Raw genomic sequence first — 20,597 nt, forward strand, 5'->3', positions numbered from 1 at the left:
TCACCTAGTTGAATTCTCTTATTTGCCCGAGTGACCAATAAATGGCACACGTTTGCAAAACAATTTCAAAGCATGAAGGTAAATACCCTTAAAGATACTAAACGTCATAGCCGGAAACTGTTTAAGCACGGCACTAACCCGCTCCTTCGTCAGGAGGTGCTTTTGCAAACGCAGGGTTGCATCAAACAAAAGAGTCTCGTCTTTTTTATTTTCAATATGAATCATGGTGTTATCAGAATTCATTCTAATATTCCAATGATAGTTCATATCTAAGTTCATGAAAGGTGATACGGAGAAAACCTTTTTAAAGTTCACTTTTTTTTCAAGAGGTACTACATAATAATGACGTTCATTCCAAGGGGTATTGCTTACTTCAGCAAGCATGTGGGTAAAGTCACCATTACTAGTTTGAAAGAAGAAAAAGTTTACAGGGCTAAAGTACAGCCCTAAACAACGCATTTGTCCGAGCATAAAAACATTGGCAAATTCATTAGAAATGCCTAGCTCTTTAATTTTATTAAGCGCACGCTGCTTGAGTGGTAACTGCATATCAGTTTGATAATTAAAGTAATCACTTTGTTTAAATTTAAGAGCCTTAAAGCCACTAGAACCAAGCCAAGGGTGAATACCATTTAGCTCATTAGGATTTGCTAAATCAACCCACATCATATAAAGCGGGTATTTAAAGTGATGCTCTTTAACCGCAAAACGCCGATGACGAACATCACCTATATAAATAGCACTATTCAAACTCTACTCCGAGTTTTTGCGCCACATTGACAGCACTTCTGACACCGTCTTCGTGGAAGCCGTTATACCAGTATGCTCCGCAAAAATAGCTATTGTTTTTTCCATCAATCAAGGATTTTTGCTGCTGTGCTGCTATCGACTCTTTGTTAAATACTGGATGGTGGTATGTAAACTCTCGTAGAATTTTATCTTTGTTAATGCCATCAAGGTGGTTAAGCGTGACACAAAATTGTGTGTCGCTTTTAATTCCTTGTAGAATATTCATTTGATATGTGACAACAGCGGCTTTGTCTGTGTTGTTGTTTAATAGGTAATTCCAGCTAGCCCACGCAGCTTTTCGTTTTGGTAAAAGTGTTGTATCGGTATGTAGTACCACTGAGTTAGCCGTGTATGGTATAGCTGAGAGAACACGTTTTTCGTCTGCGCTTGGGTCTAATAATAGGTTTAATGCTTGATCGGAATGGCAAGCAAACACCACCTTGTCGAATGTTTCGCTATGGCCATCATCAAAATGCACATGCACACTGCCATCTTTTCGAGATACCGAGCTGATATTGCTATTTAAACGAATTTTATCAGCAAAGCCTTGGATCATCGGTTTGATGTATTCGCGAGAACCACCCGGAATAACATACCACTGCGGGCGATTAGTAATATCCAGCAAACCGTGGTTATAAAAGAACTTAACAAAAAACTCTACGCCAACTTGCGCCATTTCTTTTATACTTGTTGACCAAATAGCAGCCCCCATCGGCAAGATATAATGGAAACGGAAAAAATCGTTAAAGTGATGCTCGTCTAAAAACTCACCTAAAGTTTGGTTTGCCTTATAATTTTTTTCAGCATGCAATGATTTACACACTTCATTAAAACGAACGATGTCTTTCAATAGTTTCCAAAATTTAGGGCGAAAGATATTACGTTTTTGAGCAAATAAACTAAAGAAGGTGTGGCCATTATATTCAAATCCCGTTTGCTCATTATGCACACTAAAACTCATTTGCGTTTTCTGGCGTTCAACACCTAAACGCTCAAGTAATTTTTCAAAATACGGGTAGGTCCGGTCGTTAAATACAATAAAGCCTGTATCAACAGCGTATTCAACGCCATCAATCTTTACGTCAATGGTTGCAGTATGGCCACCTATGTAATCGTTTTTCTCAAATACGGTTACATCGTAATGTTTGTGCAAGAGGTGCGCACAGCTTAAACCTGCTATGCCTGATCCAATAACAGCCACTTTTTTCAACGTGATAATCCTTTTGCAAGCTTCAGCCACAACGGCGTAGGAAGCATTCTTAAAAATTTTAAAATGAAGGTAAAACGGTGCGGAAAATGCACTTCTTTGCGCCTTTTCGCGACACCTTTAAAAATATAGTTTGCCGCTTCTTCTGCGCTGACTGCCATTGGCATAGGAAAGTCATTTTTTTCTGTCAGCGGCGTTTTAACAAATCCGGGGTGAACTAGCGTGACATCCACATCGTTTAAATCAACAGCTAAGCTGTTAGCTAAATAACTGACTCCCGCTTTAGAAGCGCCATAAGCTTGGCTACGTGGTAAAGGCAAGTAAGTTACACTAGAGCTCACTATAACGAGCTGCCCACCGGGTTTTATTTTTGGTAACAATGCCTCAAGACAATAGCCCATACTAAGTAGATTGGTGGTGATCACACGCTCGAACAAACTACTATCAAAATTACGTGCATCATTAATGTATTCACAATTGCCTGCATTTAAAATGACACGATCAAATTGCGTATATGCCACTGTGCTCGAACGTATATCCTGAAGGTCTGTTGCATCAAACTGGCAAGACTCGATATTTTGGTACTGACTTAATTTGGCAAGCTTTTCTGTATTCCTACCGCAAGCAATAACTTGCTCACCCTTGTCTGCATAAAGCTTTGCCAATGACTCACCAATACCAGAAGTTGCGCCTGTAATTAATGTCGTCATTATGCACTCGCCCTTTTATCGATAAATTTTACAGCAGAACCAAGCACTGGAATATGCCTGTAAAGCATAGCCCCTACGTCAAAATAATCGCGATGCTCAATAATTTTGTCGTCATTAAATTTTAAGCGGCTATGTCCCTCAACTGAAATTGCTTGGCCTTTTTTAAGTTTTGGATGACGATACTGCATGGTCCAATAAATAAACGCGTTTTCCTCTTTACTGTAGGTATTTTCAATAACAAATTCGCAGGAAATCACATTAGCATAAAGATTTTTAAAATAATCACGCAGCGCCTCAAGACCATTTACTGCATGCAAGGGATCTGCAAACTGAATGTCTGGGTGATAGATATCATCCAATAACTGTAAATTATCTTTATTGAGTGTTTGATAAACATTAATAAATCTATCAAGGGTCGCCTTTTCCATGTCACACCTTAAATGCGTTTAACGCTCGCTCTCGCGCTGCTTTATGATCAACAATTGCTGGCCAATAACTGCTCGACTTACCCTGTTTCGCTAAATAGTCATGCGGAAAATGGATTTGCTTGGCAGGAATTTTTTCCAGCTCTGGTAAATATTTACGGATAAATTCACCATCTGGATCAAATCGCTCACTTTGAGTGATTGGATTAAAAATTCGAAAATACGGCTGAGCATCGCAGCCTGTGCTTGCAGCCCATTGCCAGCCGCCGTTGTTAGATGCTAGATCACCATCAATAAGGTGTTGCATAAAAAAGCGCTCACCTCTACGCCAATCAATTAGTAAGTGTTTAGTTAAAAAGCTCGCTACCACCATACGTAAACGATTATGCATCCAGCCAGTTTGAAGTAACTGCCTCATAGCGGCATCAACCAATGGGTAGCCTGTTTTACCTTCGCACCATGCTTGAAAGTCACTTTCATCATCACGCCATGCCACAGCGTTGTATTTCTCGTTAAAGTTGTCGTATTTACTTAGGTTTGGATAAATCGCCATAAGGTGACGGTAAAATTCACGCCAAATCAGTTCGTTTACCCAGCAAAACAAGTTACTTTTGCTGCTGCGTAATACATCAGGATGACGCTGTTGAATAAGTGCTAATAATTGCTGAACGCTGACAATGCCAAGAGCTAAGTAAGGACTTAAACCAGAGGTGCCTTTGATGCTTGGGATATCGCGTTGCTCTTGATAGCTTGCTAACTTTTCTTCAATGAAACGTGCGCATACATGGCTGAGTGTATCATCATCAACAGGCCATTTATCTGAGCTACCGTCTGTGGCTAACAACTCACTTGACTGCCACTCAATAGGCTCGAACATCTGAGGCGGCTCAGCAAAATAAAAATGGGTGTCTTGATAAACTTTAAGCCATGCATTTTTAAATGGCGTAAAAACTTTAAACATCTCACCGCTTTGATTTTTGATACTCCCAGGCGGCGCAATTACATCACCGTCGTAAGCATAAAAGGTAATGCCTTTACTGTCAGCATGCTGTAAAAAAGCTTTATCACGGTTAACTTCGTTAAGCTCATATTCGTTATTGGCATATACATTTTTTACTTGGTGTTGATCGCAAAATAACGCTAATTTTTCTACGCATCCAACGTAATCTTTCGCATCAATAACATGTAATTTAATACCTTTGCTGGCTAAAAGTTCACCTAGAAAACGAAGCCTGCGTTTTAGTAAATCGAGCTGAATTGCTGCTACATCATGCGCTTGCCATTGCTTTTCGGTAATAAAAAAAACCGCATGCTGGCAACCATTTTCGATAGCCTGATACAAAGCATCGTTATTAAAAAGGCGCAGATCGCGCCTAAACCAAAATAATGTATTCATTAAATTCCGTAGCGTAATTTTAGTTCGTTCGGATATGGATCGAGGTAGACTTGTTTGGCTAGGTACTCATTTGGATGCACTTTTAAGTGATGCTTTATCAGTGTAAGTGGTACGTAAAGTGGCACTAACCCTTGGCGGTATTCATCAATTGCATCGCGCAGTTCTTGTTTTTCAATCTTAGAAAGCGATTTTTTAAAATAACCTTGCAAGTGCATTAATGTATTGGCGTTATTTTTACGTGATGCTGGCTTTTTAAGGGCTGTCATTAATCCCAATATGTACTCATCAGCTAAGGTTTGGATGTCTTCGCCATCAAAAGTGCCAAGCAGATTTCCCAAGTTCCGGTAAGCTTCATAGTTATGTGCCATTAATAAGTACTTATACTGGGCATGAAATTGGGTCAACCTATGAACTGTAAGAGGCTGCTCGCTCAACGTTTGCCAGTGCTTGTAGGTATAAACACGCATTACAAAATTTTCACGTAAATGCATATCGTTTAAACGGCCGTTTTCTTCACAAGGCAATAACGGGTTATGTGCCATTATTTGCTCTGCAAAAAAACCAACCCCTTCTGAAGTATTACCCGTACCAGCTTCGTTATAAATTTTAATGCGTTCCATTCCGCAACTAGGGCTTTTCGCACAAAACACAAAACCACTTAATTCTGCGGTTTGCTCTGTCGCAACTCGTTTACCGTACTCAGTTAATTTAGGGCCAACATCGCCAGTGCCATCAGGGCGGCACACTTTGATGGTATCGCCAACACGCACTTGACGAATTGTTGGCCTAGGTATAGGTAACCCTACCGCCACTTCCGGGCAAAACTTTTTATATTCAACATGGTTAGCCAACTCATCCATGCAAAAATTAGATTTCTTGTGTCCACTGTCAAAACGCACTTTGTCGCCTGCTAAGCAAGCGCTTAAACCAATTTTAATTGTTGATTGCTGCATATAAACCCTACTAATAGATAAGATTACCAATTGGGTTGAGTAATTTACTAATACCTTTATTGAAGTGAAGCGCACTGCTAACGACTGTAAAGCACAAGCACCCTTCAATCGTTTTTGGCGTGTGATTGTGGCGACCATCTAACATCATAAAATCACCTGGTACGTAATGTCCGTCTTCATCACTGAACTCACCATCTAATAATAAAGTTAGCTCAAAACCCGTATGTGTGTGCTCAGGAATTTCACCACCGGCATCAATGTGCAACAGGCTTGCCCTTAATGGACCATCATCTAAATCAATGCGTGAACGGGCAAGTTTACCTATTTGCATAAAATTACTGTGGCCAATGCGCGTAAGCGCTCTGGGTAATGTGTAGCTTTTATCTTTAACATCAACAGAAACCTGTGCTTGCTCATACACTTCATCAATTGATTCATCTGCAGTAATTGCATCAAAAAGGCTTATGTCTAACATGTCATCCGAATCGGTAGCGACCTCGGTAAATACACTGTCAGCATTTTTTGCCTCAAGAGCGGCTATCTCTTTTTGACACACTGGGCACATTTCAACATGAATAGCGACTGCAACACTCAAGGTGGCAGGTAGATTACCCTCACTAAACTTGGCAAGTAATTCGTTGCTTGGATGGTGCTTAATCATGGTGTTCTCCCATTTCATTGCGTAACTTCTGCAAGGCTAAGCGAAGACGAGACTTCACTGTGCCTACGGGAATGTTTAAGTGCTCAGCAAGTTGCTCTTGCGACATATCTTGAAAGTAGACTCCGCGCACGACTTCACGTTGTGCAATCGGTAATTTATCAAGATATTGTTTGATTTGTTTATCTTCTAAATGGTCACTGAACTCGTGTTGCCCCGGCTGGGCTTCATCAATTAACGGCCAAATATCTTCACTGATACACTCTTCTTTACTGCTTTTCATTTTTCTGAGCATATCGAAAGACGCATTTCGCATAACTGTATAAACCCACGTTGTCGCCGCACCTTTTTCTTTGTGATAAAGATGCGCTTTACGCCATACAGAAGTTAACGTTTCTTGAACTAACTCCATCGCTTGAGCTTCAGAACCAAATTGCTTTATTCCAAAACGTTTAATTTTTGGCGAGAAATATTGGAAAAGTATTGCAAACGCACGCTTATCGCGGTGCTCGGCAACAGCAAATAAAGCATCAGCAAGCTCTTTGCTTGGTGTATCTGGCATGGCAGAGTATTGACCTATGTTAGGTTTACAACCTGTGTTAAGTTGTTGACTTACCATCTTTGTGTCATCCAATTATTGTCGTTTAAAGTAATACGGCAAAAAGTTGAGGTTAGATCACATTAATTAGTAAATTCGTTGTTAATTAGAGTATGGAGGAAACTTAGCAAGTTTTCAAAGTTAGATTTAAAAGCAAGTTGTTGTTTTTTAACTAATGAAATAGGCAAAATCTCAAGCCAACGGGCAACAACCCAGGCAAGGTTATCAAATTGTGGGGTTTTATAAAGGCCAGCTAAATCTGGCTGATTTGCAAACACAGCGCGAAGCGTGTGGCTTAGTAAGGTATTTTCATCGTTGATTGGTGTGTTTATGTACCACGAAGGTGATGAAATTCTTTCGATATCAGCATGACGTAACTGCTGCTTATCCTGATTAGCATTATGAATAGATACCGCATGCTCAGCATAAACATCAATTAATAATTGGCCGTTATCATCTTGATTGAAATCGGTTATTTGCATTAAACAACCTATTTCGGGCAAGTTAAGATCTGTGTCATGTTGGTAAGTGCAAAGCACAAAACCTGTATTATCTTGTACAGCTTCTTTGACCATCGTTAAGTAACGTTGCTCAAATATTCTTAGCTTGGTGAACCCTTCAGGTAAAATAAAAACCGGTAAAGGAAAAATCGCACGCTTCATAAAGTCTACTATTCTAAAACCACATGCCTTTAATTACGTGCGCTTTTAATCCGCCGATCAATATTTCATGAAATCTTAATATCTACTTTATACTTTAGAAGTTAAACCATTGTGCAACGTTACGAAATAATTCGATAGATGCATATGCACTGAGTAAACTCAAAACCGGTGCAACCATAAGTAAAAATAAGCTGATTTCACTACTCATTATCTTGCTTCCTTACTGTTTGTTTGTTGCTTTTGGGGCTTGTGCAACTTTTAACTCTTCTTCTTTCGAAGTAATTGCATCTTCACTCATGTAAGTATCTAGTAACTTTTGAGCATCAAACTCAATGCTGTTCATTACGCTTTGTTTCAGTTCGTTACTTGCTTGCTGAACATAGCTTTTAACAGATTGTGTAATTGTGTTGCTGATATCTAATTCAAAGTCAGTAGCGCTTGCTTGAGTTGACCCTAATACAAGTAACGCAGCAGTAGTTAATTTAAGTGAGTTATTCATAGTGGTATTCCTTGTCTCTTTAAGTAATTAGTCGTAATTACTTAATCAAAGGTTGTGCCACTCTGAAAATATTTTTTAACCCATTGATTTTCAATGACTAAAATATTAATTTATTTTTTACCCCTATTCAGTGGTGGTTAATAAAACCAACTGATTTAGATATTTTGACCAATATTTAGTTAAAAAATAAGCGTTGCCAATTTCGGCGCACACTTGTACACTGAAACTGTTTTAAACACGCGTATTAGTAAATAAATATGACAAAACTACTCCCTTATTCACGCCAAGAAGAACAACTTAACGTGCTCACTCACGGCATGGGAGTACTCTTTGCGATATATGTGCTGTGGGATTTGATTTCACAATCTAATGTCGCATCGGCGACAGTGAGTGCCATCGTTTATGGATCAAGTCTACTGGTATTATTCTTAGCCTCTACTTTATATCATGCCAGTACTAAAGAACGAATTCGTGCTATTTATAAAAAATGTGACCACTGTGCTATTTACCTACTTATTGCAGGTACTTATACACCCTATTTAGTTATTACTTTATCAGGGGCATGGTCAATTGCCGCTTTAGTGTTTATTTGGTCTCTAGCTTTAGGCGGTGTTATTTATAAATTGCTAGTAAAAAACGGTAATAAAAAGGTCTCTCTCGCCACTTATTTATTAATGGGCTGGTTTGCATTGGCGCTTGTATATCCTCTTTATTTAAACCTTGATTTAAGTGCATTATGGTGGTTATTAGCAGGTGGTATTGCTTACAGCTTAGGAACTTTGTTCTACAGTGCTAAAACCCGCCATTTCAGCCATGCAATTTGGCATGTATTCGTGCTAGTTGGCTGTGTCTGCCACTACGTATCAATTAGTTTATATGTTTATTAATCCCACTGATGTAGGCGCATATTAATTTTAGTCTTATTAAATGTTACGCCTTCACTGAGTAGTTTTTGTCGTTGCTCAAGATGTTTACAGCTGCCCTCAGGAAAGGAAATTTTACCTTGGCTATTTACCACCCGATGCCACGGGATACTTGAGCCTTCAGGCATGAGCTTTAATAGCCGCCCTACCAATCTCGAATTGTTAGGGTATCCAGCAAGCTTTGCTACTTGCCCATAACTTGCTACTTTTCCCTCTGGAATTGCACAAATAATGGTATAAATTAAATCCTCTTTACTAACGTGTGTTGGTTGCTGCACGACTACACTCCAAATATTGTTTACTGATCTCGCTAAAATCTTGCCAAATAGCTCTAGCAACAGGACCATGATGGACAGAGTGCTGTCTAAATACGCGAATTTCTGCGCCAAACTGGTGTTCACGGTCAGTAATTTTAATTTGCTGTAATAAACCAGCTTCTATTTCAGCTTTGCAGTGTTGTAAACTAATCATTGCCCAACCTGCACCAGACAATAAAAACGACTTAACACTGGTTATATCATCAATTTTCATCAATGCAGCTCCCAAGGTATAAGAAAGCCTATCACTGTCAAAGCTCAAGTCGCTTTCAAACATAGCTAAGCAAGGGTAATTTTGAATATCCGCAAAGCTGATTTCATTTGGCACCACATCAGGAGCACTGACAATACCAATATCAAATTTACCAATTGGTAGACTCTCAAAATCCCCTGTTGCATGAAACAAATCAAACCAAGGACCAATTCCTAAATCAGCCTGATGGCTGTTAACCTGCTCAAGTGATACAAAGCGTTTACCCGAAGAAATACTAAACTCTGTACTGGCAAAGCGCTTAAAGGTTTGGCTAATCACTTGGTTATAGCTATGTTGATGACAAAGCTGTTCATAACAAATTTTGTAATTAGCCTCATTGCCTAGTGCAAGTTCTTTTGCTAATGATCTTAACTCACTGTTTGCATTCATCAATTGGCGCGCTTCTCGGTAAAAAATACGGCCTTTTTCAGTTAAATGTAAACGATATTGACTTCGATCTAGTAGCTCAAAACCTAGTTCCGACTCTAGCTTCTTAATAGCCAAAGTTAGAGCAGGTTGGGTCTTATGCAATTTTACTGCGGCTTGACTCAAACTAGAGCTTTGCACAATAGCATCTAGAACGATTAATTGATTTAAATTCATTAATGGCAAACTATATAAATAAAATTAATACTGTTTCTAAAATTTAATAATTTTTATTTTATATCTTTGCAGCGTATCCTGCAGCAAATTTATGCTTTCTTATCTATGGAGAGGACAATGAGATTGGCACCCGCCGTGTTAATTAGCAGCATGTTTCTGTTACTTTCGGCATGTTCAGAGCAAGCAAAACAAGTTGAAGCAGAGCAGGTAGTACGCCCTGTTAAACTTTTTAATATTGGTAATAATTCAGAGCAAAGCATTCGCAGCTTTCCTGCTGAAGTTGTTGCTAACCAAGGTTCTTACCTAGCCTTTAGAGTTAATGGTGAGTTACTTGAGTTTCCAGCTCTAGCGGGCCAACATGTTGAAAAAGGTGAGCTTTTAGCAAAACTCGATCCCGAAGATTTTCAACTGCAATATGATGAACGCAAAGCTCGCTTTGAACTTGCTGAATCTCAACTTGACCGAGTCCAAAAGCTATTTAACCGTTCAATTGCCAGCCAATCTGAGTTAGATCAAGCGCTGGCCAATAAACAAGTTGCAGAGTCAGCGCTAAAAATAGCCAAAACCAATCTAGATAATAGTGAATTACGCGCACCGTTCGCGGGTACTGTGGCAAAGGTGTTTGTTAAAAACTTTGAAAACATTCAAGCGAAACAAAACATCTTACGCCTTGAAACGCGCGACCTAATGGACGTAGTAATTCAAGTTCCCGAAAAACTTATTGCACGAATCGATAAAGACGTTGACTATCAACCTGAAGTTGTCTTCGATGGTTACCCAAACAAGTCATATCAATTAACCATAAAAGAGTTTGATACCCAAGCCGACCCTATCACTTTAACCTACAAAGTTGTGTTTTCTTTACCTGTACCAGAAGACTTTAATCTACTTGCAGGTATGACTGGCCGCGTTGATATAGATTTAAGCAAAATCACTAGCTCACAATCATCTTACACACTATTGCCTGTTGAAGCGGTTTTTTCAGAACCTACCGAGTCTGAAAATAACAATAGCTATGTGTGGCTGTATGACCAAAATACTGGCTTAGTACATAAACAAGCTGTTGAAGTTGGCCAGTTACATCGTGATGGTATTGAAGTGCTATCAGGTATTGAGCAAGACCAAATTGTTGTTGCAGCAGGCGTACACTCTTTAGAAGAAGGTATGAAAGTGCGCCCATGGCAAAAAGAGCGAGGCTTATAATGAGCTTCGCTGCACTTGCTATTGAAAGAAAAGTCATTAGCTGGATGTTTGCGCTGTTTTTACTGATTGGTGGAACAGTCGCTTACTTTGGCTTAGGACAACTTGAAGATCCTGAATTCACCCTAAAAAAAGCCATGGTGATCACGCTTTACCCGGGCGCGTCACCACAACAGGTTGAAGAAGAAGTTACCTTTCCTATCGAAAATGCAATTCAACAGCTGCCGTATGTTGATTACGTAACGAGTATTTCATCAACAGGTAAATCGCAAATTACCGTGGAGATGAAAAGCAATTACCGTAAACAAGACTTACGCCAAATATGGGATGAACTGCGTCGTAAAATCAACGATCAAGCAGCGTCAATGCCATCAGGGGTTTATCCTAGTAAGATTATGGATGACTTTGGTGATGTATACGGTGTGATGTATGCGGTAACCGGTGATGGTTACTCTTATGATGAACTCAAAGATTACGTTGATTATCTAAAACGCGAACTTGTTTTGGTGGATGGTGTAAGTAAAGTAACCGTAGGTGGTGAACAACAAGCCCAAGTGATGGTTGAAATTTCAACTCGTAAACTAGCCCAGTTAGGTATCTCACCCAATCGTATTTACCAGCTTTTACAAACACAAAACAGTGTGTCGAACGCAGGTAAAGTGCGCGTTGGCGATGAATCAATTCGCCTACATCCAACAGGTGAATTCAAAGATGTAAAAGAGCTCGAAAATCTACTTATCTCTAAGCCAGGTGAGAATGAACTTATTTACTTAGGTGACGTTGCTACCGTTTTTCGTGAGTATGCAGAAGTCCCTAATAATATTATTCGCTATAACCAGCAGCAAGCATTACTGGTAGGCGTGTCGTTTAGCTCTGGTGTCAATGTAGTTGATGTTGGTGCAAATATTGAGGCTCATTTAGCGTCACTTGAATATCAACGACCACATGGCATGGAAATTAACAGCGTTTATAACCAACCTGCCGAAGTTGAAAAGTCAGTAAGTGGCTTTATTATCAGCCTACTAGAAGCTGTTGCCATTGTTATTATCGTACTCTTAGTCTTTATGGGCTTTAAAAGCGGCGTATTGATTGGTGTAATACTCCTGCTAACGGTATTAGGTACCTTCATATTTATGAAGTTGTTTGCTATTGATTTACAACGTATTTCGCTTGGTGCCTTGATCATAGCCTTAGGTATGCTGGTTGATAATGCTATTGTAGTAACCGAAGGCATATTGATAAATCTAAAGCGCGGACAAACTAAACTGCAAGCTGCAACTAATATTGTAGATCAAACCAAGTGGCCGTTATTAGGTGCTACGGTTATCGCTATTACAGCATTTGCGCCAATTGGCTTGAGTTCAGATGCCAGTGGAGAGTTTGCAGGAAGCTTATTCTGGGTATTATTTATATCGTTATTACTGAGCTGGATCACAGCCATTACCTTAACGCCTTTCTTCGCTGATTTGATGTTTAAACAAGCAACTGAAAAACAGCCGCATCATGATGAAGACCCTTACCAAGGTGTTATTTTTAATGTCTATAAAGGCGTGTTACATACAGCAATGCGGTACCGTAAAACCACGCTACTTCTAATGGTTATTATGTTGGTAAGCTCAGTTTATGGTTTTAAATTTATTAAACAGTCGTTCTTCCCTGCATCAAATACACCTATGTTTTATGTTGATTATTGGCATACGCAAGGCGCTGATATTCATACCACAATGGATGGTGTTGCAAAGCTTGAAAAATTCTTACAAGCCGACCCTCTGGTTGAAGAAATAACCACAACGGTTGGTCAAGGCGCACCGCGTTTTATGCTGACTTACGCACCTGAAAAATCATACCCAGCTTATGGGCAATTGATTATTCGTGTAAAAGACCGCGAAGCTGTTACTACCATGATCAAAAAAGTACGTGATTATCAGCACGAGCATGTACTTGATGCTCAGCTTAAAGTTAAACGTATGGAAATTGGCCCATCCACTGATGCAAAAATTGAAGCACGTTTTTCTGGTGCTGATCCTGTGGTACTTCGCCAGTTAGCAAAAGAGGCAAAAGACATTCTGCATCAAGATGCAGGGGCATTTAATATTCGTGACGATTGGCGTGCTCGCTCTAAGTTAATTCGTCCGCAATTTAACGAGCAAAAAGCCCGTCGTTTAGGGATTGCTAAATCTGACCTTGATCAGCTGCTGTTAACTAGCTTATCGGGTAAACAAGTGGGCGTTTATAAAGATGGCACACAAATGCTACCTATTATTGCTCGTTCGCCTGCTGAAGAACGCTTAAACGTTGAAAGCTTGCGTGACTTACAAATTTACAGCCCTGTGTTAGGTGTGTTTGTACCGGTGACCCAAGTGGTTGATGATTTTGTTGTTGAGTGGGAAGACAGCTTGATCATGCGACGTGACCGTAAGCGTACCATCACTGTGATGGCCGACCACGATGTTATTGGCGATGAAACTCCAGCGAAGCTTTTTGCACGTGTTCGCAAAGACATAGAAGCTATTGAGCTGCCTCGTGGCTATGAATTGCAGTGGGGCGGCGAATATGAGTCATCAAGCAAAGCGCAAAAAGCTATTTTCGGCTCATTGCCGCTAGGTTACTTAGCTATGTTCGCTATAACTGTACTGCTATTTAACTCGGTTAAAAAGCCTTTAGTGATTTGGGCAACAGTGCCACTAGCCATTGTGGGTGTATCAGCTGGTTTATTACTAATGAATGCTGCATTTAGCTTTATGGCACTACTTGGCTTACTGAGCTTAAGCGGCATGCTCATCAAAAACGGCATTGTCTTAGTTGACCAAATTAACCTTGAACTCGATAGCGGCAAAGACCCTTACAAAGCGGTGTTCGACTCTGGGGTGAGCCGTGTTCGTCCTGTAGCGATGGCTGCAATTACCACCATTTTAGGCATGATCCCACTGCTATTTGACGTGTTCTTCCAGTCAATGGCGGTAACCATTATGTTTGGTCTTGGTTTTGCCACAGTACTGACACTGATTGTAGTGCCTGTGCTCTATACCATGCTGTTTAAGATCAAAGTACCTAAACAGCGTCACGCTAATTAATACAGATTGACTCTCAACCAAAAGCCCTAACATCAAATTGTTAGGGCTTTTTCTTTAAAAAGTGAACACTCTAGTTAAGTTTTAAAGTGGAAGGCTAATTAACGTTAGTGTAATTAACGTCACATTATTATTCTGAAGCCTATTTTTTCAGACTTAATGTGCCGGTGCGTTTTGTACTGCTACGCTTAGTTTGATTTGGTTTTGATGAGTGAGAATTGCCAGCCTTTGATCTTGATTGACCTTGTTTGGCATCACCTCGTGCCTTTTTCACGTATTTAGAGAAGTCGCGCTTTTTTTCTTCTTCATTGCGTGGTTTTTGCTTGGCACGAGCTTGAGTAGGTTGTTTATTTTCATCAACTGAACGCTCTTCCGTTTTACCTGAGTCAGCAATTGAGTTATTGATCTCAGCCATTTCTTGTTCGGTTAAGTGACGCCACTGCCCGACTTTTAAACCTTTTAGGGTCACGTTCATAATTCGTGTGCGCTTTAGAGTCACCACTTCATAGCCTAAATATTCGCACATACGGCGTATTTGGCGGTTTAAGCCTTGTGTTAGCACTATGGTAAATTGCTGTGGGCCCGTTTGTTTAACTTTACACTTTTTAGTGACAGTATCGAGGATAGGAATCCCGTTTGCCATCTTATTCAAGAACTGGCGGTTAAGCGGTTTATCAACCGTCACTACATATTCTTTTTCATGATTATTACCAGCGCGAAGAATTTTATTAACGATGTCGCCTTCGTTGGTTAAGAAGATTAACCCTTCTGAAGGTCTATCTAAGCGTCCAATAGGGAAAATACGTTCTGGGTAATTAACCGCTTTAACAATATTGCTTTGGATTTTTCGCTCAGTCGTACAAGTAATACCAACAGGTTTGTTATAGGCGATATAAACCAGCTTAGGTTTTGCTTTTAATGGTTTACCATCAATGAGTACATCATCGGCGTCACTGACTTTTACGCCCATTTCAGGCAAGTTGCCGTTAACAGTAACACGACCTTCTTCAATATATTTATCTGCCTCACGGCGTGAACAAAAACCTGTTTCACTGATAAATTTATTTAATCGCTTTAACTCTGTCATGGCACACTTCTGTCTGGATTTTAAAGCCGCTAGTTTATACCAGAAGACTTTACCAAGCTAGGTAGAATCTAGGCTCTTTCACTACACTTTTAGTGTAGTGCTGCGTTTTTAGGCTTTTCGCTCAATAAACTATGTAGAGTATCAAAATCGAACGCGTACTCGGTACTTTTGCTGTTTTGCAATAAGAAAGTTTCAAAAGGGATAACCGACCAGTCTTTGATGTTTCTTAGCCAGTTGTAACTTTGAATATTGTGCTTTGTGATCACCCCAAGCTGAAATTTAATCGCATCATGATTTTGCCAATAAGGGTTACCATTATGATGATCGACCAAGCTAATTAATGCCCATGCACCCATCATAAAATGCCCGCCAACACTGGCTGTGAGTTTTTGCTGTTCAATTAAGTTTAAATTATCGTCAAGCCAATCAATGCCACCAATAAAATAGACTCTATCTGTTTTACCTTTTACTGCTTCAAGGGCACCTTGTGCCATTAAATCAGAGGCACACCAAATCACATTAGTATCAGGGTATCGTTGTAACAATCGGCTTACTTTATTCTCGGCTTCTTGCTTATTCCAACCAGCATACACAACTTGCTCAAGCTCAACATCTTGTTTTCGTAGATAGTGCACGAGCCCATCACTGCGGGTGTCAGATTCAGTGCCATAATGACCATTAATCGCAACGAAGTGAGGCGTTTGCTGCGTATTTATTGCCTCATCAAGTAAGGCTTTGCCAAGTTGCTCACCCGCTTTAAAGTTATCGTGAAATACTTCCCCAAGCCAATACTTAAAGCGCTGACGGGGTTTACCCACTTCGTCTCGCTCTACGCCAACAATCGTTTCTTCAAGGGTGATAAATTTCACTTTGTGTTGTTCAAGCAAACTCATTGATTGCTCTGCGCCACCTGGGTAATTGATTAAAATGGCGTAATCAGGTTTAGGGTTATATTGCAGGTATTGTTTTAGTTCGGCTAATTGAATGTGGCGATTTCCACCACCGTAAATTGTTGTGAGAGAAACATTATTTTGCTTGGCAGCAACCTGCATCACATCAGTCACTTTTTGCCAAAATACATCGCTTTTAACAGAGGGATTAACTAACAGCACAGAGAATTGCTCGCCAGCATAAAGTGGTGAATAGCAAAGCAATGTAAAAACCAACAAACAAATTCGCATTACCACTCCGCTTTGTTTTTCTTTGATTGTAGTATATGAGGAATTATCTAGACAATTTCCGCCAAATAAATTCACACGGACCATGTGTAAAATACTGGCTATACACTTTACAAAAAAACAACTGAAAAACAAGCACAACAGCAATTACCAACCAATAATCTATGCGATCAAAATTAAGTGCTGCGGTAGGGTATGCGACTTTAAAAAACAGGATAAATACGACTGTTTGCATTAGATATAACGTCAACGACATACGCCCTGCCTGCTGTAGCAACAAGCAGTTACTAGGTGTATTTTTAACTACTTTTATAATGATGTGGCAATAACAAATGGCCACGGCTAAAGCAGCAAGCCAATTAATCGGTTCCACAATCGCGTACATAAATACACTGCTGCTAGGGTCTATCATCAACCTTACAACTGTTAAACCAATAGCCGCTGGAACAATCATGTTAAGCTGAGCTTTCGTTAAGCCGTCAACAAATACCCCTTGTTTATATAGATAAACGCCCACCAGCATTAACCCTGCAGCCATCCACATAGTGATCAGTGGCACAGCAATAAGCATTATAATAAACATCAAAAAGTTGCTGACGAATCCTGCGAAGTAAGAAGAATAAGCCGCATCATACGCCATTAAAAAGCTCTCAGAGCTTCGCGTTACAGGGGTAAACTCCGGCTCTACAAAGGCAAGTAAAAATGAAATGAAAGCACCAAGGAATAAGAACAATATGCCCATACGCAGTATTTTTTCTTCATCTTGCTGGCTAAATTTAAGGGTTAACCAGCCTGCACAGGCATAAATAAACAATATATCACCAGCCCATAATAGAAAGCCATGAGCAAGGCCAATACAAGCCAAAACTTGTAGCCGTTTATGTTGCTTCTCGACGTTTTGCCAAAGCTGCCATTGAATGACTAAAGATGCACCAAATAATAGGCAAAATAAACTTCTAAAGCGCCCATCAATGAAAACTGTATTTACGGTGTAAATGAGTGAGTCTGAAAAGGGTGGCGCAGCACTTGGGGTATAGTCGTACTCAAATAGAGCAAAACTGTAGATGTTCATAAACATCAAGCCGAGTACCGCAATACCCCGTAAAACATCCATATTTATATTGCGCATAAATCCCTTATAAGTTTTGTCTGCAGCTATCGCTCCAATTTACTGCATTTTCGTATATTTTGGGAAGATCTGCACTTTCAATACTTAAATAGGCAACGGCCTGCTCAAGCGCCCACCAGCTGCCGGTTTCGTAAGCTTTGACAGTTTCAAGTATGTAATACAAAATATTTTTTTCTTGCATTAAAGCAGCATGAATTTCGTCAGGAAACGGCAATCGATCCAATAGCTTTTCCATAGGCTGATCTAATATGGCATCAAGTAACGAAAACAGTCCCGTTAAAAAAGCCTCACCCGTTTGCTGCTTAGCAACACGCTGAGCTATTAATTCGCAAAAGCGTGCTCTGACAACACAAAGCCGAGTAAGCTCGGCTGGTTTTGATTGGGCACTGTGGGCGGTGATAATTAAGCTCACAAACTTTTTCAGTCGTTCATGGCCAAGATAAACAAGCGCTTGTTTTAAAGAGCCAATTTTACTCTTGATAGGAAACACGCCGCTATTTATTAAACGCAGCAATTTATAAGCAAGTGCGGTATCTAACGAGAACAAGCCAGCAATTTCGCTTATGTTTGGATCTGGGCGCATTACTTCAGCATAAATTGATAATACGAGTGCGTAGTTGTAATCAATATCGCGATGCTGAATCATTTTGGGTTTTGCAAAGAAATAACCTTGGAAGAAGTCAAAGCCCATTTTATAGGCTTTGTCGTAATCATCAGCTGTTTCAAGTTTTTCGGCTAAAAGCTTTATTTTTTTATGTTCTTTAAGCTTGTTAACAACAGGAGCAATTTCTTCAAAAGGAGTTTGCTGTACATCAAACTTGATAAGACGAATAAGTTTTAAAAAGCGATCCCACTCAGGTTGATAGACAAAATCATCCAATGCCAACTTATAATTGTTATGAAACAACTCACGACAATATTCGTAATTTTCGTCGGTAGGTTCCATGGTTTCTAGTAACTCAATCACCACATCTTGAGTTGGCAGAAACGCGCAAAGGTCCAGCTTCAAAGACTCTGGACCTATATTAATTAATGCTTTTTTGCCCGACGTAATATGACGGGTACCTAAATTGAGCTGGTTTTCCATAATAAGTCGAGCCGTTGCCGTACTCTCTGACACATCAGGAAAACTATTTTGTAAACTATCTCTAAATAGTAGCTCATAGGCGACAACTTGTTGACGACGGTTAAAGACCGCTTGCCTAGCAACAAATACAGCCACTTTACCTACTTTTTATATTTTATCTCACACTAAGTAATTAATAGCTGAAATTGACAAAAAAGTCACTTAATTACCATGAATCACGCATTTTTTATTGATATAAGCCTGATAAATAGCCTTCTGCCACAGATTGCCACGTAAAACGGGCATTTTTGGCCTGTTCACATATTGAACACCATTTATCTGTTTGTGATTTCTTAAGCTCAAGCGCATCGCTAAAACTAGTAACAAGTTCGTAGCTTTGTGCTGCTAAACTCTCACCTTGAAAACTAAAACCACTGACAAGATGGTCGACAGTATCACGTAAACCGCCCACGCTATGGACTAAACACGGCTGCCCTGCTCGCATAGCTAACATTTGACTAATACCACAAGGTTCAAATGAACTTGGCATTAGGAATAAATCACCTAAATGGTACATGTATTCACCAACAAAATGTGCGTACCCTTTTAAAAATAGCAGGTTTTCTTGACGAGTCATAACCGATGTCATAATTTGCTCAAGTTCAGCATCCCCAGAACCTAAAATAATCATGTAACCGTTATGCTGTTTTAAGCGCTGACACAACTCATCTAACACGAGCCCTTTATCATAAGGCTGACGAAGTAGCAGTGCTTTTTGATCTGTCAAACGACCAACACTTGTTACTAATGGCCCGGAAAACGGCTGAGTTTTAAATTTAAGTAATCTTTGATGAGCTATGTAATAGCTTGAATCTAATACAGGGCTTTTTGCCATCCATTGAAATAATGCATTTTCAGCATGCTGATAAAGACTCGCTAAACTAATGTCGTCAAGCTTCATTCCAGGGTATTCGCAGCCATTAAGAATGCCCACTACGCGGCCTTGTTCATAGGCAGCTTGCAAGTCAGCTTCAAGGCCCTCCCCCCCAAAAAAACCTTTTTCAGCATCACTTGGACGCAGTACTTCTTGGCAATAAGTTGGCGATACAAGATGTACTTTATCAACCAAGTTAATTGCAGTGCGCATTGGGTTAAAGCAATCAAAGTAACGCGGATCGCATAATTTTTCGCCGTTATAACCTAAACCTGGGAACCAGGCTTCAAGGCTTGAGCTGTCGCCTTTAAAAGGACGTATCCCTTGCAATGCAAGGTTATGAACTGTGTAGGCTAAGAATAAATGCGCTAGTTTTCTGTAGCGACTGTCTGTTTTTAGTAATAAAGCAACACAGGCGCTATGCCAGTCATGTAGATGAACTACATCCGGTGTGCGAATAATTCCTTGTAGCAAAGCTTCACATACAGCGGCGTTAAAAAGAGCAAACTTACTTGCATCCGTAGCAAACGGACGGCCGGGTTCATCATTACAATAAACAGCACCGTTATGACGGCTAAATTCCCAGTGAGATATAACTAGTTGTGTTACACCTTTTTCACTTTTAGCTAGTTTCCACACATCAAGCTTTTGCATTTGTCCGGCAAATGGCACATGCACTTCACCAATATGATGACGCTCTAAATGACTAAAGCCGTAATCAGGTATGACTACATCAACACTCAGTCCTTTTTCTACTAAAGCTTTAGGACAATCTCTAACAACATCCGCTACACCACCGACTTTGGCATTCGGTAATGCATCATTCTCTGCAGCTACCATCAATACATGCATGCTTTGCAGTACTCCATAAAACTGTTATACCAATCAGCAATAATACTTAATTAAGCAAATTGATATTATTCAAATATAAATAAAGGA

The 20,597-nt window shown here is 39.9% G+C and carries 20 protein-coding genes; 3 read left to right on the forward strand and 17 right to left on the reverse strand.

Going from position 1 to position 20,597, the window contains the following annotated elements; genetic code table 11:
- Positions 1 to 18: 18 nt before the first annotated feature.
- The 10 genes from QUE86_RS19905 to QUE86_RS19950 all read right to left on the reverse strand — a co-directional run bounded on the left by QUE86_RS19905 (position 19) and on the right by QUE86_RS19950 (position 7,897).
- On the reverse strand, positions 19 to 750 hold the full coding sequence (locus QUE86_RS19905) for a DUF1365 domain-containing protein (protein WP_250662183.1): 732 nt from the start codon (positions 748 to 750) through the stop codon (positions 19 to 21).
- Positions 743 to 1,999 carry an NAD(P)/FAD-dependent oxidoreductase gene (locus tag QUE86_RS19910; protein WP_286260633.1) on the reverse strand — a complete coding sequence of 419 codons (1,257 nt, stop codon included), beginning with the start codon at positions 1,997 to 1,999 and terminating at the stop codon, positions 743 to 745. The genes QUE86_RS19905 and QUE86_RS19910 overlap by 8 nt, the downstream gene beginning before the upstream one ends.
- On the reverse strand, positions 1,996 to 2,706 hold the full coding sequence (locus QUE86_RS19915; RefSeq protein WP_286260634.1) for an SDR family NAD(P)-dependent oxidoreductase: 711 nt from the start codon (positions 2,704 to 2,706) through the stop codon (positions 1,996 to 1,998). The genes QUE86_RS19910 and QUE86_RS19915 overlap by 4 nt, the downstream gene beginning before the upstream one ends.
- Positions 2,706 to 3,134 (reverse strand): nuclear transport factor 2 family protein, encoded by a 429-nt coding sequence (locus tag QUE86_RS19920; protein WP_250662184.1) that lies wholly within the window; start codon positions 3,132 to 3,134, stop codon positions 2,706 to 2,708. Before QUE86_RS19920 ends, QUE86_RS19915 begins: the two co-directional genes overlap by 1 nt.
- A 1-nt stretch (position 3,135) precedes the next feature.
- On the reverse strand, positions 3,136 to 4,527 hold the full coding sequence (phrB, locus tag QUE86_RS19925; protein WP_286260635.1) for a deoxyribodipyrimidine photo-lyase: 1,392 nt from the start codon (positions 4,525 to 4,527) through the stop codon (positions 3,136 to 3,138).
- Entirely contained in the window at positions 4,527 to 5,480 is a 954-nt protein-coding gene (locus QUE86_RS19930) for a YbgA family protein (RefSeq protein WP_130052665.1), read from the reverse strand. The genes phrB and QUE86_RS19930 overlap by 1 nt, the downstream gene beginning before the upstream one ends.
- Positions 5,481 to 5,490: 10 nt before the next feature.
- Positions 5,491 to 6,141: a ChrR family anti-sigma-E factor gene (locus QUE86_RS19935; RefSeq protein WP_130052666.1), complete on the reverse strand. Its 651-nt coding sequence runs from the start codon at positions 6,139 to 6,141 to the stop codon at positions 5,491 to 5,493.
- Positions 6,134 to 6,757, reverse strand: coding sequence for a sigma-70 family RNA polymerase sigma factor (locus tag QUE86_RS19940; RefSeq protein WP_130052667.1), 624 nt, complete (start codon positions 6,755 to 6,757; stop codon positions 6,134 to 6,136). The genes QUE86_RS19935 and QUE86_RS19940 overlap by 8 nt, the downstream gene beginning before the upstream one ends.
- 62 nt (positions 6,758 to 6,819) lie before the next feature.
- Complete coding sequence (locus QUE86_RS19945) at positions 6,820 to 7,398, reverse strand: LON peptidase substrate-binding domain-containing protein (RefSeq protein WP_130052668.1); 579 nt, start codon at positions 7,396 to 7,398, stop codon at positions 6,820 to 6,822.
- 220 nt (positions 7,399 to 7,618) lie between these two features.
- Positions 7,619 to 7,897, reverse strand: coding sequence for a hypothetical protein (locus QUE86_RS19950; RefSeq protein WP_130052669.1), 279 nt, complete (start codon positions 7,895 to 7,897; stop codon positions 7,619 to 7,621).
- Between the two features lie 257 nt (positions 7,898 to 8,154).
- Here QUE86_RS19950 and trhA point away from each other — a divergent pair, with 257 nt between their 5' ends.
- Positions 8,155 to 8,784, forward strand: a complete 630-nt coding sequence (gene trhA / locus QUE86_RS19955; protein WP_130052670.1) for a PAQR family membrane homeostasis protein TrhA — start codon at positions 8,155 to 8,157, stop codon at positions 8,782 to 8,784.
- Here trhA and QUE86_RS19960 read toward each other — a convergent pair.
- Complete coding sequence (locus QUE86_RS19960; RefSeq protein WP_239978154.1) at positions 8,781 to 9,098, reverse strand: MGMT family protein; 318 nt, start codon at positions 9,096 to 9,098, stop codon at positions 8,781 to 8,783. The genes trhA and QUE86_RS19960 overlap by 4 nt on opposite strands.
- Positions 9,076 to 9,993 carry a LysR family transcriptional regulator gene (locus QUE86_RS19965; RefSeq protein ID WP_167657535.1) on the reverse strand — a complete coding sequence of 306 codons (918 nt, stop codon included), beginning with the start codon at positions 9,991 to 9,993 and terminating at the stop codon, positions 9,076 to 9,078. The genes QUE86_RS19960 and QUE86_RS19965 overlap by 23 nt, the downstream gene beginning before the upstream one ends.
- Before the next feature lie 117 nt (positions 9,994 to 10,110).
- Here QUE86_RS19965 and QUE86_RS19970 point away from each other — a divergent pair, with 117 nt between their 5' ends.
- Both QUE86_RS19970 and QUE86_RS19975 read left to right on the forward strand, forming a co-directional pair.
- A complete protein-coding gene (locus tag QUE86_RS19970; protein ID WP_286260636.1) occupies positions 10,111 to 11,196 on the forward strand; it encodes an efflux RND transporter periplasmic adaptor subunit in 1,086 nt (361 codons plus the stop codon).
- Positions 11,196 to 14,267: an efflux RND transporter permease subunit gene (locus tag QUE86_RS19975; protein WP_130052674.1), complete on the forward strand. Its 3,072-nt coding sequence runs from the start codon at positions 11,196 to 11,198 to the stop codon at positions 14,265 to 14,267. The genes QUE86_RS19970 and QUE86_RS19975 overlap by 1 nt, the downstream gene beginning before the upstream one ends.
- Before the next feature lie 139 nt (positions 14,268 to 14,406).
- Here the strand turns inward: QUE86_RS19975 and rluF are convergent, their stop codons facing one another.
- The 5 genes from rluF to QUE86_RS20000 all read right to left on the reverse strand — a co-directional run bounded on the left by rluF (position 14,407) and on the right by QUE86_RS20000 (position 20,510).
- Positions 14,407 to 15,351, reverse strand: a complete 945-nt coding sequence (gene rluF, locus QUE86_RS19980; protein WP_286260637.1) for a 23S rRNA pseudouridine(2604) synthase RluF — start codon at positions 15,349 to 15,351, stop codon at positions 14,407 to 14,409.
- 89 nt (positions 15,352 to 15,440) lie between these two features.
- Positions 15,441 to 16,532, reverse strand: a complete 1,092-nt coding sequence (locus QUE86_RS19985; protein WP_167657532.1) for an ABC transporter substrate-binding protein — start codon at positions 16,530 to 16,532, stop codon at positions 15,441 to 15,443.
- Positions 16,533 to 16,575: 43 nt separating this feature from the next.
- Positions 16,576 to 17,658, reverse strand: a complete 1,083-nt coding sequence (locus tag QUE86_RS19990) for a DUF418 domain-containing protein (protein ID WP_130052677.1) — start codon at positions 17,656 to 17,658, stop codon at positions 16,576 to 16,578.
- Between the two features lie 7 nt (positions 17,659 to 17,665).
- Positions 17,666 to 18,880, reverse strand: coding sequence for an EAL and HDOD domain-containing protein (locus QUE86_RS19995; protein WP_130052678.1), 1,215 nt, complete (start codon positions 18,878 to 18,880; stop codon positions 17,666 to 17,668).
- 91 nt (positions 18,881 to 18,971) lie between these two features.
- On the reverse strand, positions 18,972 to 20,510 hold the full coding sequence (locus tag QUE86_RS20000) for a glycogen synthase (RefSeq protein ID WP_286260638.1): 1,539 nt from the start codon (positions 20,508 to 20,510) through the stop codon (positions 18,972 to 18,974).
- Positions 20,511 to 20,597 lie beyond the last annotated feature (87 nt).

It is taken from the genome of Pseudoalteromonas apostichopi, from assembly GCF_030297135.1.
GTDB classification, from domain to species: Bacteria; Pseudomonadota; Gammaproteobacteria; order Enterobacterales; family Alteromonadaceae; genus Pseudoalteromonas; species Pseudoalteromonas apostichopi.

Excerpts from the sequence above, each read along its gene's own strand:
- QUE86_RS19915 (WP_286260634.1), bottom strand. The coding sequence starts at position 2,706 with ATGACGACATTAATTACAGGCGCAACTTCTGGTATTGGTGAGTCATTG.
- QUE86_RS19920 (WP_250662184.1), bottom strand. The coding sequence starts at position 3,134 with ATGGAAAAGGCGACCCTTGATAGATTTATTAATGTTTATCAAACACTC.
- phrB (WP_286260635.1), bottom strand. The coding sequence starts at position 4,527 with ATGAATACATTATTTTGGTTTAGGCGCGATCTGCGCCTTTTTAATAAC.
- QUE86_RS19930 (WP_130052665.1), bottom strand. The coding sequence starts at position 5,480 with ATGCAGCAATCAACAATTAAAATTGGTTTAAGCGCTTGCTTAGCAGGC.
- QUE86_RS19935 (WP_130052666.1), bottom strand. The coding sequence starts at position 6,141 with ATGATTAAGCACCATCCAAGCAACGAATTACTTGCCAAGTTTAGTGAG.
- QUE86_RS19940 (WP_130052667.1), bottom strand. The coding sequence starts at position 6,757 with ATGGTAAGTCAACAACTTAACACAGGTTGTAAACCTAACATAGGTCAA.
- QUE86_RS19945 (WP_130052668.1), bottom strand. The coding sequence starts at position 7,398 with ATGAAGCGTGCGATTTTTCCTTTACCGGTTTTTATTTTACCTGAAGGG.
- QUE86_RS19950 (WP_130052669.1), bottom strand. The coding sequence starts at position 7,897 with ATGAATAACTCACTTAAATTAACTACTGCTGCGTTACTTGTATTAGGG.
- trhA (WP_130052670.1), top strand. The coding sequence starts at position 8,155 with ATGACAAAACTACTCCCTTATTCACGCCAAGAAGAACAACTTAACGTG.
- QUE86_RS19965 (WP_167657535.1), bottom strand. The coding sequence starts at position 9,993 with ATGAATTTAAATCAATTAATCGTTCTAGATGCTATTGTGCAAAGCTCT.
- QUE86_RS19970 (WP_286260636.1), top strand. The coding sequence starts at position 10,111 with ATGAGATTGGCACCCGCCGTGTTAATTAGCAGCATGTTTCTGTTACTT.
- QUE86_RS19975 (WP_130052674.1), top strand. The coding sequence starts at position 11,196 with ATGAGCTTCGCTGCACTTGCTATTGAAAGAAAAGTCATTAGCTGGATG.
- rluF (WP_286260637.1), bottom strand. The coding sequence starts at position 15,351 with ATGACAGAGTTAAAGCGATTAAATAAATTTATCAGTGAAACAGGTTTT.
- QUE86_RS19985 (WP_167657532.1), bottom strand. The coding sequence starts at position 16,532 with ATGCGAATTTGTTTGTTGGTTTTTACATTGCTTTGCTATTCACCACTT.
- QUE86_RS19990 (WP_130052677.1), bottom strand. The coding sequence starts at position 17,658 with ATGCGCAATATAAATATGGATGTTTTACGGGGTATTGCGGTACTCGGC.
- QUE86_RS20000 (WP_286260638.1), bottom strand. The coding sequence starts at position 20,510 with ATGCATGTATTGATGGTAGCTGCAGAGAATGATGCATTACCGAATGCC.